The organism is Collimonas sp. PA-H2 (genome assembly GCF_002564105.1).
Classification (GTDB): domain Bacteria; phylum Pseudomonadota; class Gammaproteobacteria; order Burkholderiales; family Burkholderiaceae_D; genus Collimonas.
Window position 1 is genome coordinate 1,490,436 of record NZ_PDBX01000001.1, and the last position, 16,529, is coordinate 1,506,964.

A 16,529-nucleotide genomic window follows, 5' to 3' on the forward strand; every position below is an offset into this window, starting at 1 on the left:
AGTTAAGTAAATGAGCTAAATAAGTGCCTGCCCAGGCGCCGCTCAAAAGCTGCGCGGATACGATCCGAGCAGCTTGTAGAACGCCGCGTTCTGCTGCAGTTCGTCAAGTGCCTTGGCTACCTTCTCGTCTGCCGCATGGCCTTCGACGTCGACATAGAAATAGTATTCCCATGCGCCCATGCGCGCCGGCCGAGACTCAAAACGGGTCATCGAAACGCCATGCTTGGCGAGCGGCGCCAGCAGTTTGTAGACGGCGCCGGCCTTGTTCGCCACCGACAGCACCAGCGAAGTCTGGTCCTTGCCGCTGGCGCCGTTCTGCAGACGGCCAACCACGGCGAAGCGGGTGCGGTTGTGCGGGTCGTCCTGGATATTCGCGCTAACAATCTGCAAATCGTATTTTTGCGCAGCCATCTCGCCGGCGATCGCCGCCACGGCTTCATTTTCGCTGGCCATGCGCGCCGCTTCGGCATTCGACGCCACCGCCTGCCGTTCGATATTCGGGTAGTGCTGGTTGAGCCAGGCATTGCATTGCGCCAGCGCCTGCGAATGGGCGCAAATGCGGGCGATGCCGGCCATCGTGCCTTCCTTGGTCATCAGGCTGTGATGCACCGGAATCGACACTTCGCCGCTGATGTTGAGCGTGGTTTGCAGCAGCAGGTCGAGGGTGCGGTTGATCACGCCTTCCGACGAGTTCTCGATAGGCGCCACGCCGAAGTCGGCGGTGCCAGCTTCCGTCGCGCGGAATACTTCGTCAATCGAGACGCACGGCAGGCCTTCCACCGCGTGACCGAACTGCTGGTACACCGCCTGTTCGCTGAAGGTGCCGGCCGGTCCCAGGTAAGCTACCGTCACGCGCTTTTCCAGCGCGCGGCAAGCCGACATCACTTCGCGAAAAATGGTCTGTACATCGCCGCCTTGCAGCGGTCCGGGATTGCGTTCGGCGACCTTGAGCAAGACCTGCGCCTCGCGTTCTGGACGGAACACGGGGGCATTGGTTTCAGCCTTGACGTGGCCGACCTCTTGCGCGATTTTCGCGCGTCGGTTCAGCAAGGCCAGGATTTCGGCGTCAATCGCGTCGATCTGCTGACGCAAGGGTAGGAGTTTGTCTTCGCTCATGTTTGTTTCTATCTCTGGTTCTACTACCGGGTCCGGCACACATCGGCAACCGCTTGCCGCAAAAGCGCGCGCAACATGGCACGCTAGCCGCGCCGCTTTTCAAATTCCTTCAGATACGCCACCAGCGCGTGCACCCCTTCCAAAGGCATGGCGTTATAGATCGAAGCACGCATGCCGCCTACCGATTTATGGCCCTTCAGCTGCAGCAAACCCTGCTCCTGGGCGCCGCTCAGGAATGATTCGTTGAGCGTTTCATCGGCCAAGAAGAAAGGCACGTTCATGCGCGAGCGGCAGCTGCTGGCGATCTTGGTCCGGTAGAAGTCGGTGGAATCCAGGTAGTCGTACAGCAGTGCCGCCTTGGCGATATTGCGCTGCTCCATCGCAGCGACGCCGCCCTGCTTCTTGAGCCACTGGAACACCAGCCCGGCGATGTAGATCGCATAGGTTGGCGGCGTGTTGTACATCGAATCGTTGTCGGCGACGATTTTCCAGTTAAAGGCGGAGGGACAGGCCGGCAAGGCATGGCCGAGCAAGTCTTCACGCACCACCACCAGCGTCAGTCCGGCGGGGCCGATGTTCTTTTGTGCGCCGCCATAGATCACGCCGTATTTGGAAACGTCCACCACACGCGACAAGATGTGCGACGACATGTCGGCCACCAGCGGTGCGTCGTTTGTTTCAGCGGCGACATCAGGCGTGAACTGGTATTCGACGCCGTCGATGGTTTCATTGGTGCAGATATGCACGTAAGCCGGATCCTTGGACAGCTGCCAGCTGTCGCGCTCGGGAATCTGCGCGAAATGGCTGTCTTCGGAAGAAGCGGCGACATTAACGTTGCCGTAGCGCCGCGCTTCTTTCAGCGACTTGGTCGACCACGAACCGGTGTTGATGTAATCGCTGGTCGCCGGCTGGGCGCGACCGCCGCGCCCCAGCAGGTTGAGCGGAACAATCGCATTCTCGGCAATCGCGCCACCCTGCATGAACAGAAGCGTGTAGTTGTCCGGCACCGCGAACAGTTCGCGGAAATCGTGCTGCGCGGCGGCCAGGATAGACATGAATTCCTTGCCGCGATGACTCATCTCCATCACCGACATGCCGCTGCCCTGCCAGTCCAGCATTTCAGCAGCAGCTTGCTGCAGCACCTCTTTTGGCAACACGGCAGGACCAGCAGAAAAATTATAGATAGGCATGATGAATGTCGTCAGATAAAGAACCGGGATTGCAGAAACTACGTAGAACTGATTTGAAAACTGTGGTCCAGCGATGGCGTTACTGTGTTGTTGCTTTATGGTGAATCAAACCTGCGCGGCCCAGGCTGGCTGAGCCGCGCATTGCCTGCTTTACTCCGATGCTGCGTCGGGAGCATCGCCTGCTTCAGCGCTGCCGCCCGCCTCAGCGCCTGCATTCGCTTCCACTTCCGCATCGACCTCGGCGTCCGATTCGACCACGCGCTGCAAACCGCTCAGCTTGGTGCCGTCTTCCACCGCGATCAGCGTGACGCCCTGGGTAGCGCGGCCCATTTCGCGGATTTCCGCGACACGGGTGCGTATCAGGACGCCGCCAGTAGTGATCAGGATGATTTCATCGCTAGGTTCCACCAGCGTTGCCGCCACCACCTTGCCGTTGCGTTCGCTGGTCTGGATCGCGATCATGCCCTTGGTGCCGCGGCCGTGGCGCGTGTACTCGGTGATCGGAGTACGTTTGCCGAAGCCGTTTTCAGTCGCGGTCAACACCGATTGCTGTTCGTTTTCGGCGACCAGCAGTGCAATGACTTGTTGTCCTTCTTCCAGGTTCATGCCGCGCACGCCGCGCGCGGTGCGGCCCATCGGACGCACATCGTTTTCGTCAAAGCGCACTGCCTTGCCGGAATCGGAGAACAGCATGACGTCATGCTGGCCATCGGTCAGCGCGGCGCCGATCAGGAAGTCGCCTTCATCCAGGTCGACCGCGATGATGCCGGCCTTGCGCGGATTGCTGAAGTCGGACAATGGCGTTTTCTTGACAGTGCCGAGACTGGTCGACATAAAGACATAACGGTCTTCAGGGAAGCTGCGGTTGGCGCCCGACAATGGCAGCACCACCGTGATCTTCTCGCCATCCTGCAGCGGGAACATGTTGACGATAGGCTTGCCGCGTGAGTTGCGCGAACCTTGCGGTACTTCCCAGATCTTCAGCCAGTACAGACGGCCGCGATTGCTGAAACACAGGATGTAGTCGTGGGTATTGCCGACGAACAGCTGGTCGATCCAATCGTCTTCCTTGGTCGCCATCGCTTGCTTGCCGCGGCCACCGCGCTTCTGCGCGCGGTATTCGGAAACAGGCTGCGCCTTCATGTAGCCGGTATGCGACAAGGTCACCACCATGTCTTGCGGCGTGATCAGGTCTTCCGTGCCGAGATCGGTAGGATTGTGCTCGATCTGCGAACGGCGCTCATCCTTATTGCCGATGCCGTATTCGTTCTTGGCTGCGGTCATCTCGTCGGTGATGATGACGGTGACGCGTTCCGGCTTGGCCAGGATATCCAGCAAGTCGGCGATCTGCGCCATCACGTCTTTGTACTCGTTGACGATCTTGTCTTGCTCCAGGCCGGTCAGGCGCTGCAGACGCATCTGCAGGATTTCCTGCGCCTGGTCGTCCGACAGGCGATACATGCCGTCAGTCTGGATGCCGTAATGCTTAGGCAGGTTTTCGGGACGGAAGGACTCGATACCGCCGATGTTTTCATCGCCGGTGCGAGCCAGCATTTCGCGCACCATGGAAGAATCCCAGGCACGCGCCATCAGTTCGGATTTCGCTACCGGTGGCGTTGGCGCCGCCTTGATCAGGGCGATGAAATCGTCGATGTTCGCCAGCGCTACCGCCAGGCCTTCCAGCACGTGGCCGCGCTCGCGCGCCTTGCGCAGTTCGAACACGGTACGGCGCGTCACCACTTCGCGGCGGTGCGACAGGAAGCATTCCAGCATCTGCTTCAGGTTCAGCAGCTTAGGCTGGCCATCCACCAGGGCGACCATGTTCATGCCGAAGGTGTCTTGCAGCTGCGTTTGCTTGTACAGGTTGTTGAGCACAACCTCGGCCACTTCGCCGCGCTTGAGCTCGATCACCACGCGCATGCCGGACTTGTCCGACTCGTCGCGCAGGTCGGAAATGCCTTCCAGCTTCTTGTCGCGCACCAGCTCGGCGATGCGTTCCAGCAAGGCCTTCTTGTTTACCTGGTACGGCAGTTCGTCGATGATGATCGCGGTGCGGCCTTCACGTCCGAATTCTTCGAAGTGCGTCTTGGCCCGCATCACCACACGGCCGCGGCCGGTGCGGTAACCGTCGCGCACGCCGGAGACGCCATAGATGATGCCGGCGGTCGGGAAATCCGGCGCCGGGATGATTTCGATCAGCTCGTCGATGGTGCAATCGGCGTTGCGCAGCACATGCAGCGCGCCGTCGATCACTTCGGTCAGGTTGTGCGGCGGAATGTTGGTCGCCATACCCACCGCGATCCCGGAGGAACCGTTGATCAGCAGGTTAGGAATGCGGGTCGGCAACACCGACGGTTCTTTTTCCTTGCCGTCGTAGTTCGGCACGAAGTCGACGGTTTCCTTGTCGAGGTCGGCCAGCAGCTCGCCGGCGATCTTGTCCAGGCGGCACTCGGTGTAACGCATCGCCGCGGCGCCGTCGCCGTCGATCGAACCGAAGTTGCCCTGGCCGTCGACCAGCATGTAGCGCAGCGAGAACGGCTGCGCCATCCGCACCAGCGTGTCGTAGATCGAAGCGTCGCCATGCGGGTGATACTTACCCATGGTTTCACCGACCACGCGCGCGCATTTGACGAACGGGCGATTCCAGACGTTGTTCATTTCATGCATGGCGAACAAGACCCGGCGGTGCACCGGCTTGAGGCCGTCGCGCACATCCGGCAGCGCACGGCCGACGATCACGCTCATGGCGTAATCGAGGTAGCTCTTGCGCATTTCTTCTTCGAGGGAAATCGGGATAGTTTCTTTAGCGAATTGATCCATTTAGCGAGTCGGCCAATCTTTACTTGGGTTGATCAATATAGAACCGGCGTTCCCCGGCGATCTGCCAGTGGCTGGCGAAATGCGGCTTGAAACGCAGGTATAACCGGGTGATTTTAGCACGTGGAAGTGGCAGTTCTGGCTTTTCAGGCAAGGCGCGGCAGGTCAAAAACCTGCTGCCGCAAAAAAATATGTTTAAATGCCGCCTTGCCCGGCTTTTGGGGATCGCCATATGCACCCCGCGCCATTTCTATCAGGAAATAATTTATGCGTCATACGATTGCGCTGAGCCTATTGTTAGGCTCGGCTTGCGGCTTTGCGGCCAGTTCTACCCTTGCCCAGACTACCGATATCCAGGCCGCGCCTGGCAAAAGTGCCTATCTGCAAGACGGCCGCGGGCCGGTGGTGCGCAGCCAGGATGGCCTGTGCTGGCGTTCGAGTTATTGGGACGCCAACGATGCCGTCGCCGGCTGCGACGGCGAACTGGTGTCGCCGGTGATGAAAACCATCGCGCCGGCGCTGGCCGCAACTCCCGCAATTTCCAATGAGCAACCTGCGGCATCGGCTGTGGTCGCTCAATGTGAGTTCACTTTGGCCAGCGATAGCATTTTCAGCTTTGGAAAAGCAATCCTGAGCAAGGCTGCCAAGCAAGAAATTGATAAAAACACCATTACAAAACTGGTAAATTGCGGCGACGCCAAAGTCATTCTGGTGACCGGCTACACCGATCACCTTGGAACAGACGCATATAACAGGAAGTTATCGATGCAACGCGCCGCCAGCGTCGCCAGTTACCTAAAAAGCAAAGGCGTAAGCAACAGGATAGAGACAAACGGCGCCGGCGCGGCCGCACCGATAGTGACATGCAGCAACAAACTCAGCCTCAAGAAACGCATCGCCTGCCTCAGCCCGAACCGCAGAGTGGTAGTAAAAATACAATAATTTCAAAATAAAATAGATACTTTGCTTGCGTCGATGTAATATGTCGGCCGTGGTGATGTTTTCATAATGTTATGTTGTATGAAAACAACGAAGCAGGCAAAACGTGTGCTGGATCATTTGGCATCCTTCGCTAGCGCTTGCTGCCTGTGGCAGAATGATGGTCAAGTTCATTGCGTATGGTCAATCCCACACGTAACGGCCTGAACCACGTGGTACTATCCAATTTTTGATGTCGTATATTAGTTGCGCAGTTAATCTGCGGATATCTCAACCGAGAGGAGAAACATGAATAAATTAGCAAAACTCGTCTTCGCTGCGTCCGCAGTCGTCGCACTCTCTGCCTCTGCGCAGGAAATCAAAGATATCCAGGCGGCTACTCCTAACAGCGCCTACGTGCAAGATGCACGCGGTGTAATCGCACGTGACCCGTACGGTCTGTGCTGGCACACCGGCTACTGGACACCAGCTGACTCGGTTCCAGGTTGCGATGGCGAAATCGCTCAAGCTGCACCAGCTCCAGTTGCACCAGCACCAGCTCCAGTTGTTCCAGCACCAGCTCCAGTATCGCAAAAGGTTACTTTCGCTGCTGACGCATTCTTCGACTTCGACAAAGCTGTCCTGAAGCCAGAAGGCAAAGCCAAGCTGGACGACCTGACATCGAAACTGGGCGCAATCAACCTGGAAGTTATCATCGCTGTTGGTCACACTGACTCGGTCGGTTCCGTTGCTTACAACCAGAAGCTGTCGGTTCGCCGCGCTGAAGCTGTCAAGGCATACCTGGTACACAAGGGTATCGAATCCAACCGTGTTTACACCGAAGGTAAAGGCAAGTCGCAACCAGTCGCTGACAACAAGACTGCTGCCGGCCGCGCTAAAAACCGTCGCGTTGAAATCGAAGTTGTTGGTACAAGCAAGTAATTGCTACCAGCAAACAATCGATTCAGACTCGATCAAAACCCCGCCTCGGCGGGGTTTTTTTTCGTATAAAACATGTCGTAGAGTGGGCATCTGCGCCCACCCTGCGACATGTTTTAATCGGACAACAAACCGCAACACCCGACTTTCCAGCTATGATTCAACCTATGAACGCAGACCCATCAGAACTCAAAAAATTCAGCGACCTGGCTCACCGTTGGTGGGATCCGGAGTCGGAATTCCGCCCGCTGCATGAAATCAACCCGTTGCGCCTGGAATGGATCAATTCGCGCGCCTCGCTGGCTGGCAAGAAGGTACTGGATATTGGCTGCGGCGGCGGCATCCTGGCGGAATCGATGGCGCGCAAAGGCGCAACCGTCACCGGCATCGACCTGTCGGACAAGGCATTGAAGGTAGCTGACCTGCATAGCCTGGAATCGGGCATCCAGGTCCGTTACGAAAAGATCGCCGCGGAAGACATGGCTAGCCGCGAAGCCGGACAGTTCGATGTGGTGACCTGCATGGAGATGCTGGAACACGTTCCAGATCCGGCCTCCATCGTGCGCGCCTGCGCGACGCTGGTGAAACCGGGCGGCCAGGTGTTTTTCTCGACCCTCAACCGCAATCCGAAGGCCTACCTGCAAGCGGTGCTGGCGGCCGAATACCTGTTGCGCATGCTGCCTAAAGGCACGCACGACTATGCCAAGTTCATCACGCCAGCCGAACTGGCGCAGTTTGCCCGCAACGCCGGCCTGAGCGTCGATGTCATGCGCGGCATGAGCTATAACCCGCTGACGCTGATCTATTCGCTCAACCAGGACGCCAGCGTCAACTATCTGATGGCGTGCACCAGGCACGCCTGAACCGGTCATTCTGCAATCCAGCCCTGACCGGCGTGGCTATATAGCGCATGCGCTGTATGCCATCTGCCATTTTCATGCACTCTAGGAACCGATCATGTCCCTGCCAATCCCGCGCGCCATCCTGTTTGACCTTGACGGCACGCTTGCCGACACTGCACCGGATCTGGCAGGGGCGCTCAACCGCCTGCGCAATGACCGCGGCTTGAGCAGCACGCCTTACGAGCAATTGCGTCCGCATACTTCAGCCGGTGCGCGCGGCATGATAGGCGCCGCCTTCGGTTTGAAGCCGGGCGACCCGGATTATGAGGAATTGCGCGTTGGCTTCCTGGCTCACTACGCGGCCGCGCTAGCGGTCGACAGCACCCTGTTCGACGGCATTCCTGCGCTCTTGAAAGAACTGCGCCAGCGTCAACTGGGCTGGGGCGTGGTGACCAACAAGGCGGCCGTATTCACCGATCCGCTGGTGGCGCAGATCGGCCTGGCAGATGCCGATTGCGTCATTTCCGGCGACACCACCGCGCATTCGAAACCGCATCCTGAACCATTGCTGGAAGCCGCGCGGCGTCTCAATCTGCAGCCGCAGGAGTGCTGGTATGTGGGCGACGACCTGCGCGATATCCAGGCCGGCCGCGCCGCCGGCATGGCCACCGTCGCCGCCGCATGGGGTTATTGCGGCGAGAGCGAACCGGGCAGCTGGCAAGCCGACGCCCTGATCGATACGCCGCTGCAATTGCTGGCGTTGCTGCCACAGCAGTAACTTTTTTACGAAAACCCGGTCATACGCCTGCGTAGATTGATGGCCGGCGCTGGATCGACTGCCTGGCGGCTTGCCATAAGCAGTTTCAAAGACTTTAATAAAATAGCGAGCAAGACTGTCTGACGGTATATTGTTGACATGATTGCCCATAAGGAATAAAAAATGGCAAACCTCCCTCGCCCTTCCTGGCTTCCACGCGCCATCCGCTGGACCGGCATTACCGTCGCCGTCCTGCTAGTACTGGCGCTGATCAGCTGGCTGGCGGTGCCGCCGGTCGCTAAGCACCTGGTTGAACAGCAGGTCGAAGCCCAGATCGGACGCAAGGCCAGCGTCGGCAAGATCGCTTTCAATCCGTTCACGCTCACGCTCACAGCCACCGATTTCACACTGTACGAACCCGACAAGACCACACCTGCCTTTTCCGCCGGCACGCTGCTGGTGAACGCCTCCTCGGCTTCGCTGTTCCGCCTGGCGCCGGTGCTGAATGAAGCCCAGCTGATCAATCCCAAGCTGCATATCGTGCGCACCAGCGCCGACGGCATCGGCCGCTACAATTTTTCGGATGTGATCGACCGCATCCTGGCGATGCCCAAGAGCGACAAGCCGGCCTTGTTTTCAGTCTCGAATATCCAGCTGCAAAACGGCTCGATCAAGTTCGACGACAAAGTGACCGACAAGCTGGTCGATATCGAGGCGCTGAATATCGGCCTGCCCTACATTTCCAATTTCGCCAGCAAAGTGGACACCTTCGTCCAGCCGCACGTATCGGCCAAGATCAACGGCACGCCGTTCGACCTCAAGGGCCGCACCAAACCGTTTTCCGGCAGCCAGGAAACCTCGCTGGCGATCGATATCGAGCAACTGGATGTCGCCAGCTATGTCGCCTTTTCCCCGGTCGCGCTGCCGCTGGCGATCCAGAGCGCCAAACTATCCACCAAGCTCGACCTGACCTTCGTCCGCAACAAGGACAAACCCGAAGTGCTGCTCTCCGGCGGCTTGCAGCTGGCAGATCTGGCGCTGGCCGATAAGAACGCGGCGCCGCTGCTGAAAGCGCAAGCCATCAGCGCGCAGATCGGCAAACTGAATGTCCTCAGCGGCGCCGCCGCACTCGACCTCATCGACATCCAGAAGCCGGAAGTCTGGGTCAACCTGAACGCCAACGGCAGCCTCAACTGGGCGGCCCTGAGCACGCCTGCCGCCAAGCAGGAAATCGTCAAGGATGCGCCAAAGAAGACCGCCGCTGCGCAGCCGCCGATGAGCCTGGCCAAACTCAGCATCCACGACGGCATAGTGAACTGGAAGGACGCCGCCAATGCTTCGCCGGCGCTGGACCTGCAAGTCAAGAACGTCGCCCTGGAGGCGTCCCGGCTGTCGATGGCGGCCGACGCCAAGCCAGCCACAGTGACGCTCTCCACCGGCACCGATACCGACCAGCACATCCAGTTCATCGGCCAGATCACGCCGGCCAAGGCGATAGTCGCCGGCAAGGCCAGCATCAAGGCCTTGTCGCTGGCGGCCTACCAGCCCTATGTCAACCGCTCGCTGGCGGCGGTCTTGTCCGGCCAGCTGTCGCTGGACACCCTGCTTGCCATCGAAGGCGGCCGCATCCAGCTGCATCAGCTGGGCATAGCTGTGGACGACCTCAAGGTTGCGGCTAAAAGCAGCGCCGGCGGCAGCATCGCGGCCAAGAAAATCAGCCTGGAAAACGCTAGCCTGGATACCCAGGCGCATACATTCAACGCCGCCGCCTTACGCCTGGCCGGCATCGAGGGCGACGTCCGCCGCGACGCCCAAGGCAAACTCAACCTGCAGCAATTCATCGCGCCCGCCGGCGCTGCCAACAAGAGCAACAAGAGCGCGCCGAGTGCGCCAGCCAAACCCAGCGGACCGGACTGGGTCGCCAACCTGAACCAGTTTGCCGTCACCGACAGCAGCGTCACCTATCTCGACAATGCAGTGAAGCCGGCGGTCAAGCTGCGTGCCGACGGCCTCAACCTGAGCGCGGAGAATGTCTCCAGCAAGCTCGACAAGCCGATCAAGGTCGCCCTGCGCACCCAGCTCAACAAGAGCGGCAAACTGGCCGTCGACGGCAGCCTCGCCGCCCAGATGAAATCGGTTGCGCTCGACATCGATGCACAAAACCTGCCGGTGCCGGCGCTGCAGCCTTACTTCACCGACTACCTGAACGTAACGCTGAGCTCGGGCCTGGCGAGCAGCAAAGGCAAGCTGTCGCTGGTGCTGCCTAGCGGCCGCCAGGAAATGGTGACCGGCTATAACGGCAACCTGCGCCTGGCCAATTTCCGCGTGCTGGACAAGGAAAATTCGGCGGATTTCCTGAAGTGGAAAATGCTGGAAGTCAGCGGCATCAATGCGAATATCGGCGGCCCGCGCCAGAACGTCACGCTGGCGAAAATCGCCCTGAGCGATTTCTATGCGCGCATCATCCTGTCCGAATCTGCCAAGCTGAATCTGCAAGACATCGTGGTCTCGAAAAACGCTCCGGCCGACGCGCCGAAGCCGTCCCTGACTTCGGCCGAGGCGGGCGAAGGCATGGGCCAGGGGACGCAAAAGGTCACCAAGCCGACCGCCGAAGGCACCACCACCGTCGCCCCCATCACCGTCGCGCCGCCTAAAGAGAATGCGCCGGTGATCAAGATCGGCCAGGTAGTCATCAAGGGCGGCAACATCAACTACACCGACAACTTCGTCAAGCCGAACTACACCGCCAACATGACCGGCATGAACGGCACCGTCGGCGCGATTGCATCCGACAAGCCGGCGCCGGCGCCGATTGACCTCAACGGCAAGATCGACAACGATGCCCCAGTCGCCATTTCCGGCTCGCTCAATCCCCTGTTCAAGCCGATGTTCCTCGACATCAAGGCCAGCGCCAACGGCGTCGAACTGCCGCGCCTGACGCCGTATGCAGCGAAGTACGCCGGCTACGCCATCGAAAAAGGCAAGCTGTCGATGGACGTTACCTACCACATCGAAAACGACAAGCTGGTGGCGGAGAACAATGTACGCATCGACCAGCTCACCTTCGGCGACAAGATCGACAGCCCGACCGCCACCAAGCTGCCGGTGCTGCTGGCAGTGGCCTTGCTGAAAGACCGCAACGGCCAGATCAACATCAACCTGCCGATTTCCGGCACCCTGTCGGACCCGCAGTTTTCGATAGGCGGCATCATCGTCCGCATCTTCATCAACCTGATCGTCAAGGCAGTGACTTCACCGTTTGCGCTGATCAGCTCCGCCTTCGGCGGCAGCGGCGGCGATGAACTCGGCTACGCAGAATTTGCGCCTGGCTCGGCCACCCTCAGCGCCGCCACCCAGGGCAAGCTGGACACCATCGCCAAGGCGCTGATTGACCGTCCGGCCCTGAAACTTGACCTGATCGGCCGCGTCGATCCGAAAACCGACACCGACGGCGTGCGCCAGCAAGTCCTCAACCGCCAGCTGAAACAGCTGAAACAGAAGGACTCGGTCGACCAGAGTGAAGATACGCAATCGGACGACGTCACCTTGACCGACGCCGACAAGGACAAGTACATGGGCAAGGTGTATAGCGCCGGCAAGTTCGACAAGCCGCGCAACGCCATCGGCTTCGCCAAATCGCTGCCGACCGCGGAAATGGAAAAATTGATCGTCGCCAACACGCCGATCACCCAGGATGCGCTCAGCGCCCTGGCCACCCGCCGCGCCGAAGCGGTGCGCAAATACCTGGAAACCAAGGGCAAGATCCCGCTGGAACGGATTTTCCTGATCGCGCCGAAGCTGACCGCCGACGGCATCAAGGACAAGGGTGCGCCGAACCGTGTAGATTTCGCCCTGAAATAGGGTTGCGGCGGGTAACTTTCAATCCTGGCAAGCCGCTGACAGGAAAGCCCCAAGTGCGCTACAATAGGAGTCTGCTTGGGGGCGACCTGGTTTCGACGTGGGTTACAAAGCAGCGCAGGGCATACCGAGGACCGACTACCTCGTAAATACAATCGGAATAGATCTAACTGCAAACGATAACTCGTACGCACTAGCCGCTTAATAACCGGTTAGCTCTACACCATCTCGTCCCTGGGGTGGGCTGGTAAAACAGCAGTAGAGTCATTTACAGGGAATCGCTGTTAGCCGGGTTACTTGGCTGACAGTTAAATTTAGGTGACTCGCCTGAACGAAGCGTGTGCGTCCGCGTCGGCTGGGTTAAATCAAATGACAGCACTAAGTATGTAGAACTGTCTGTAGAGGACTTGCGGACGCGGGTTCGATTCCCGCCGCCTCCACCACCAATACAAAAGGTCACCCAACGGGTGGCCTTTTTTATGGTTCTTCACGGATTACCGGGATAGGCGGCTTTAATCTTCAGGAAGAAGAAGGCGCTATCCCGGTATCCGTATGCCATGCGCTTCATCACTTTGATGCGATTGTTAATTCCTTCGAGCTGCCCTGTGTGCATCGGCCAGCGTACCCTGGCTATGATTCCACGCCAGTAGATTTTGAGCTTTTTGGCAAATTTCTGTAGTGGCTCGATGCTACTGTCATGGGCCATCTTTAGCCAGGCGCGCCAGGCGTTGCGCCAATGCCAAGCGCTAGTGGCCTGCCATAGTTCCTTCAGACTGGCCTTCATAATGTAGACCGTCATCAATGCTTTGTTTGCAGCTAGCAGTTCGTCCAATTTCGGCTGCTGCTCGGACGGCACGTTGCTGCGATTGCGCAACAACAGCCATCGGGCGCGCTTGACGACACGCCTCATAGGGAGATCGCCTTTAAGGCGATTGGCCTCGTCCACGCGCACCCTGTCGATCACCTCCCGACCGTATTTGGCAATCACATGAAACAGGTCGTAGACCACTCTGGCTTGCGGGCAATGCAGCTGGACTTCGAGGTCGAAAGCCGTATTCATGTCCATGGCCACTGCCTTTATATCGGCGCAACGCGCCGGCCCTAGCCATTCACAGAACACGCGAATTGCCTCTCTGCTACGACCCTCGCCAACCCAGAGAACGCGGCGCGTGTCGGCATCGAGGACAACCGTGGCATAGCGATGTCCTTTGAACAGCGCGAATTCATCCATCACTAGCCTGGTTGGCTGGGCGTCAGGCAGCTCAGCCAATTTACCCTCCAGGCGTTGTCGGTCGATCTTGCGCACCGTTTCCCAGTGCAGCCCGGACAGCTTGCAGACGTGAGCCGCAGGTAGCTTCTCGCACCATAGACCAACGAATTGGGCCAGACGCTGAGTAATGCGTGCGTGCCGATCCAGCCACTTCACACGCTCGGTGCGTGTGCCACAGGAATCGCAGCGCAGCCGCCGAAGATTCACCTGCAGCCACACAGAATCGCCGAGCATCGGCATGTCACGTATGGTGCGCCAGTAGGTCTCGTGAACTTGGGAACAAGATTGCTCACAGCCGGAGCAAATCATTGGCGCGCCGTCAGTGGGCACAAGGCTGATCCAAGTGCCGTCGTCGCGTCGGTCAAAATTCCAGACGCGAAAGCCTTCCCAGAATGGGAGGTCAAGATTATTATCCGTCATTGAAAGCGGTGGGGTTGGGTAGAAACTGTTGGTCGCACAACAAGTTTAAACTTACTTCACCGCTTTCCCATTTCTAGATTACTTCCCGATAATCCGTGAAGAACCTTTTTTATTGGTGTTCGACGTGACAGGTATCGAGCCCGTGGCCGGAACGGACGCGGGGCGAAGACAGGGTTTCGGCAAGCATGCTTGCCGCTGTCTGAGCGGTTTTCGCCTGCAGGCGAAAACCAGGGAGATTCCCGCCGCCCCCAATACAAAAGGTCGCCCGAAGGGTGTAATGCCGTTCAGTCAAGACTGAACGGCATTTTTATTTGCGGAACTCGTAGGGTGGGCACTCCGTGCCCACGCGGACGAGCCGGGGCACGAATGTCAGGGACACGAATATCCATGATACTGCGTGGGCACGGAGTGCCCACCCTACGCCATGTCGTTCTGCCCTAACTGAATAGCATTAGCCCGAATGGTGGCCTTTTGCATTGGTGTTCAACGGCTTCAACGGTGGCCGGCAGATACCTTGATAAAATCGATAAACGCTCGCAAAGGAGCCGGCACCAGGCGGCGTCCTGGATAATAAAGAAACGGCCCCGAAAAGCGCGGCCACCATGGTTCGAGCACGGCTTCAAGTGCGCCGCTATCAAGATGGGGACGCAGCCAGTCCTCGAAGAGATAAAAAATGCCGCTGCCTGCGATTGCCGCTTCAACGGCGAGATCCGCGCCTCCCCCCGCCTGTACGATAAGCGGCCCTGTCGGATCAATTCGTAATACTTCTCCGTTCCGCTCAAACTCCCACGGCGGCATTGATCCACTGGAAAAGCGGCCGCGCAGACACGCATGGTCGAGCAGTTCGCGTGGATGTTTCGGCCGGCCATGCTGATCAAGGTAGGCGCTGGAAGCGACGGTGGCAAAGCGCTGGACGCGCGGCCCGATCGGCACCGCGATCATGTCCTGTTCCAGCCTCTCGTCGTAGCGGATGCCGGCGTCGCACCCGGCCGCTATGACATCGACAAAACTGTCCTCGGTGAGGACCTCCAGTTGAATGTCGGGATAGGCGGCGAGAAATGGCGGTACGATGCTGCCCAACACCAGCCGCGCCGCACTGACTGGCACGTTGAGGCGCAAGGTGCCGGCTGGCCTGTCGCGGAAACCGTTCACTACATCGAGTGCGGACTCCATTTCGCTCAGGGCCGGACTGAGCCGCGCTAGCAGGCCCTCACCCGCTTCGGTCGGAACCACGCTGCGCGTTGTGCGATTGAACAGCCGCACACCAAGCTGCGCCTCCAGGCGGCGTACCGCCTCGCTGAGCGCGGATGCGCTGCTGCCGCTTGCGCGCGCGCCATCGCGAAAGCCTTTGGCGCGCGCCACCACCACAAAGGCGTTGAGATCTCCCAGATCAACCTTCATTTGTTCGCAGCTCCACTGTTCGCCAATCCGCACAACCCGTATTGATTGTACCCAATTATCGTGGGAGCGGAAAAAGCCTACCATGGATCGTCTTTCATTTACAGGAGCACAATGATGTCTGATATCCAACCATCCACTAGCTTTGTACTTGGCGGCCGCACCGTAAAGCGACTTGGCTATGGCGCCATGCAGCTTGCCGGACCTGGCGTATTCGGTCCTCCCAAGGATAGTGACGCGGCACTGGCCGTGCTGCGCGAAGCCGTCGCGCGCGGGGTGAATCACATCGACACCAGCGATTTCTACGGCCCTCACGTCACTAACCAGTTGATCCGCGAGGCGCTGCATCCTTATCGAGACGATCTGGTCATCGTCAGCAAGATCGGCGCCAGGCGCGGCGACGACGGTTCGTGGATTCCAGCCATGTCGCGCGCAGAACTGACCCAGGCGGTCCACGACAATCTGCGCAATCTTGGTCTGGATGTGCTCGATGTGGTTAACCTGCGCAGCATGTTCGGTATCCACGGACCTGCCGAAGGCTCAATCGAAGAGCCGCTCACGGTGCTGGCCGAGCTCCAGCGCCAGGGTCTGGTGCGCCACATCGGACTGAGTAATGTGACTCCTGAGCAGATCGCGGAAGGACGCCGTATCTGCGAGATCGTCTGCGTGCAAAACCATTACAACGTGGCTCATCGGAAAGACGATGCCCTGATCGACAACCTTGCACGCGACGGTATTGCATACGTACCTTACTTTCCGCTCGGCGGCTTTACCCCGCTGCAATCTTCTACCTTGTCGGATGTGGCTGCGCGTCTCGGCGTCACATCCATGCAGGTCGCGCTCGCCTGGCTGCTTCGTCGTGCGCCCAACATCCTTCTGATCCCCGGCACCTCATCTGTCGCGCACTTGCAGGAAAATCTGGCGGCAGGCACCTTGGCGCTGCCCGACGATGTGATAAAAGAATTAGACCAGGTAGCGAGCATCAGCGCTGCTTGACGCCGTAC

General features: G+C 59.0%; 12 protein-coding genes and 1 other RNA gene. 7 read left to right on the top strand and 6 right to left on the bottom strand.

Going from position 1 to position 16,529, the window contains the following annotated elements:
- Positions 1-42 precede the first annotated feature (42 nt).
- The 4 genes from pheA to BCF11_RS27470 all read right to left on the bottom strand — a co-directional run bounded on the left by pheA (position 43) and on the right by BCF11_RS27470 (position 5,355).
- Entirely contained in the window at positions 43-1,116 is a 1,074-nt protein-coding gene (gene pheA / locus BCF11_RS06675; protein WP_098494053.1) for a prephenate dehydratase, read from the bottom strand.
- 83 nt (positions 1,117-1,199) lie between these two features.
- Complete coding sequence (gene serC / locus BCF11_RS06680) at positions 1,200-2,306, bottom strand: 3-phosphoserine/phosphohydroxythreonine transaminase (RefSeq protein ID WP_098494054.1); 1,107 nt, start codon at positions 2,304-2,306, stop codon at positions 1,200-1,202.
- Between the two features lie 150 nt (positions 2,307-2,456).
- Positions 2,457-5,126 carry a DNA gyrase subunit A gene (gene gyrA / locus BCF11_RS06685; RefSeq protein WP_098494055.1) on the bottom strand — a complete coding sequence of 890 codons (2,670 nt, stop codon included), beginning with the start codon at positions 5,124-5,126 and terminating at the stop codon, positions 2,457-2,459.
- Positions 5,127-5,145: 19 nt separating this feature from the next.
- Positions 5,146-5,355, bottom strand: a complete 210-nt coding sequence (locus BCF11_RS27470; protein ID WP_143751273.1) for a hypothetical protein — start codon at positions 5,353-5,355, stop codon at positions 5,146-5,148.
- Between the two features lie 35 nt (positions 5,356-5,390).
- On the opposite strand from BCF11_RS27470, the gene BCF11_RS06690 reads away from it, so the two are divergent.
- The 6 genes from BCF11_RS06690 (at position 5,391) to ssrA (ending at position 12,880) form a co-directional block, all read left to right on the top strand.
- Entirely contained in the window at positions 5,391-6,065 is a 675-nt protein-coding gene (locus BCF11_RS06690; RefSeq protein WP_098494056.1) for an OmpA family protein, read from the top strand.
- Between the two features lie 285 nt (positions 6,066-6,350).
- Positions 6,351-6,983 (top strand): outer membrane protein OmpA, encoded by a 633-nt coding sequence (gene ompA / locus BCF11_RS06695; protein WP_098494057.1) that lies wholly within the window; start codon positions 6,351-6,353, stop codon positions 6,981-6,983.
- Positions 6,984-7,147: 164 nt separating this feature from the next.
- Positions 7,148-7,843 (top strand): bifunctional 2-polyprenyl-6-hydroxyphenol methylase/3-demethylubiquinol 3-O-methyltransferase UbiG, encoded by a 696-nt coding sequence (gene ubiG, locus BCF11_RS06700; protein ID WP_098494058.1) that lies wholly within the window; start codon positions 7,148-7,150, stop codon positions 7,841-7,843.
- A gap of 94 nt (positions 7,844-7,937) precedes the next feature.
- Positions 7,938-8,600: an HAD family hydrolase gene (locus BCF11_RS06705; protein ID WP_098494059.1), complete on the top strand. Its 663-nt coding sequence runs from the start codon at positions 7,938-7,940 to the stop codon at positions 8,598-8,600.
- A gap of 162 nt (positions 8,601-8,762) precedes the next feature.
- Positions 8,763-12,440 (top strand): DUF748 domain-containing protein, encoded by a 3,678-nt coding sequence (locus tag BCF11_RS06710; protein WP_098494060.1) that lies wholly within the window; start codon positions 8,763-8,765, stop codon positions 12,438-12,440.
- 77 nt (positions 12,441-12,517) lie between these two features.
- Positions 12,518-12,880: a transfer-messenger RNA gene (ssrA, locus tag BCF11_RS06715) on the top strand.
- A 44-nt stretch (positions 12,881-12,924) separates the two neighbouring features.
- On the opposite strand, the gene BCF11_RS06720 is transcribed toward ssrA, so the two are convergent.
- Positions 12,925-14,127 (bottom strand): ISL3 family transposase, encoded by a 1,203-nt coding sequence (locus BCF11_RS06720; protein ID WP_098494061.1) that lies wholly within the window; start codon positions 14,125-14,127, stop codon positions 12,925-12,927.
- Positions 14,128-14,619: 492 nt separating this feature from the next.
- A complete protein-coding gene (locus BCF11_RS06725) occupies positions 14,620-15,528 on the bottom strand; it encodes a LysR family transcriptional regulator (RefSeq protein WP_098494062.1) in 909 nt (302 codons plus the stop codon).
- A 114-nt stretch (positions 15,529-15,642) separates the two neighbouring features.
- Between BCF11_RS06725 and BCF11_RS06730 the strand changes: the two genes are divergently transcribed.
- Positions 15,643-16,521 (top strand): aldo/keto reductase family oxidoreductase, encoded by an 879-nt coding sequence (locus BCF11_RS06730; protein WP_098494063.1) that lies wholly within the window; start codon positions 15,643-15,645, stop codon positions 16,519-16,521.
- The last annotated feature ends 8 nt before the right edge of the window (positions 16,522-16,529 follow it).

Excerpts from the sequence above, each read along its gene's own strand:
- BCF11_RS06725 (WP_098494062.1), bottom strand. The coding sequence starts at position 15,528 with ATGAAGGTTGATCTGGGAGATCTCAACGCCTTTGTGGTGGTGGCGCGC.
- gyrA (WP_098494055.1), bottom strand. The coding sequence starts at position 5,126 with ATGGATCAATTCGCTAAAGAAACTATCCCGATTTCCCTCGAAGAAGAA.
- BCF11_RS06730 (WP_098494063.1), top strand. The coding sequence starts at position 15,643 with ATGTCTGATATCCAACCATCCACTAGCTTTGTACTTGGCGGCCGCACC.
- BCF11_RS06710 (WP_098494060.1), top strand. The coding sequence starts at position 8,763 with ATGGCAAACCTCCCTCGCCCTTCCTGGCTTCCACGCGCCATCCGCTGG.
- BCF11_RS06720 (WP_098494061.1), bottom strand. The coding sequence starts at position 14,127 with ATGACGGATAATAATCTTGACCTCCCATTCTGGGAAGGCTTTCGCGTC.
- serC (WP_098494054.1), bottom strand. The coding sequence starts at position 2,306 with ATGCCTATCTATAATTTTTCTGCTGGTCCTGCCGTGTTGCCAAAAGAG.
- BCF11_RS27470 (WP_143751273.1), bottom strand. The coding sequence starts at position 5,355 with ATGGCGATCCCCAAAAGCCGGGCAAGGCGGCATTTAAACATATTTTTT.
- ompA (WP_098494057.1), top strand. The coding sequence starts at position 6,351 with ATGAATAAATTAGCAAAACTCGTCTTCGCTGCGTCCGCAGTCGTCGCA.
- BCF11_RS06690 (WP_098494056.1), top strand. The coding sequence starts at position 5,391 with ATGCGTCATACGATTGCGCTGAGCCTATTGTTAGGCTCGGCTTGCGGC.
- pheA (WP_098494053.1), bottom strand. The coding sequence starts at position 1,116 with ATGAGCGAAGACAAACTCCTACCCTTGCGTCAGCAGATCGACGCGATT.
- ubiG (WP_098494058.1), top strand. The coding sequence starts at position 7,148 with ATGAACGCAGACCCATCAGAACTCAAAAAATTCAGCGACCTGGCTCAC.
- BCF11_RS06705 (WP_098494059.1), top strand. The coding sequence starts at position 7,938 with ATGTCCCTGCCAATCCCGCGCGCCATCCTGTTTGACCTTGACGGCACG.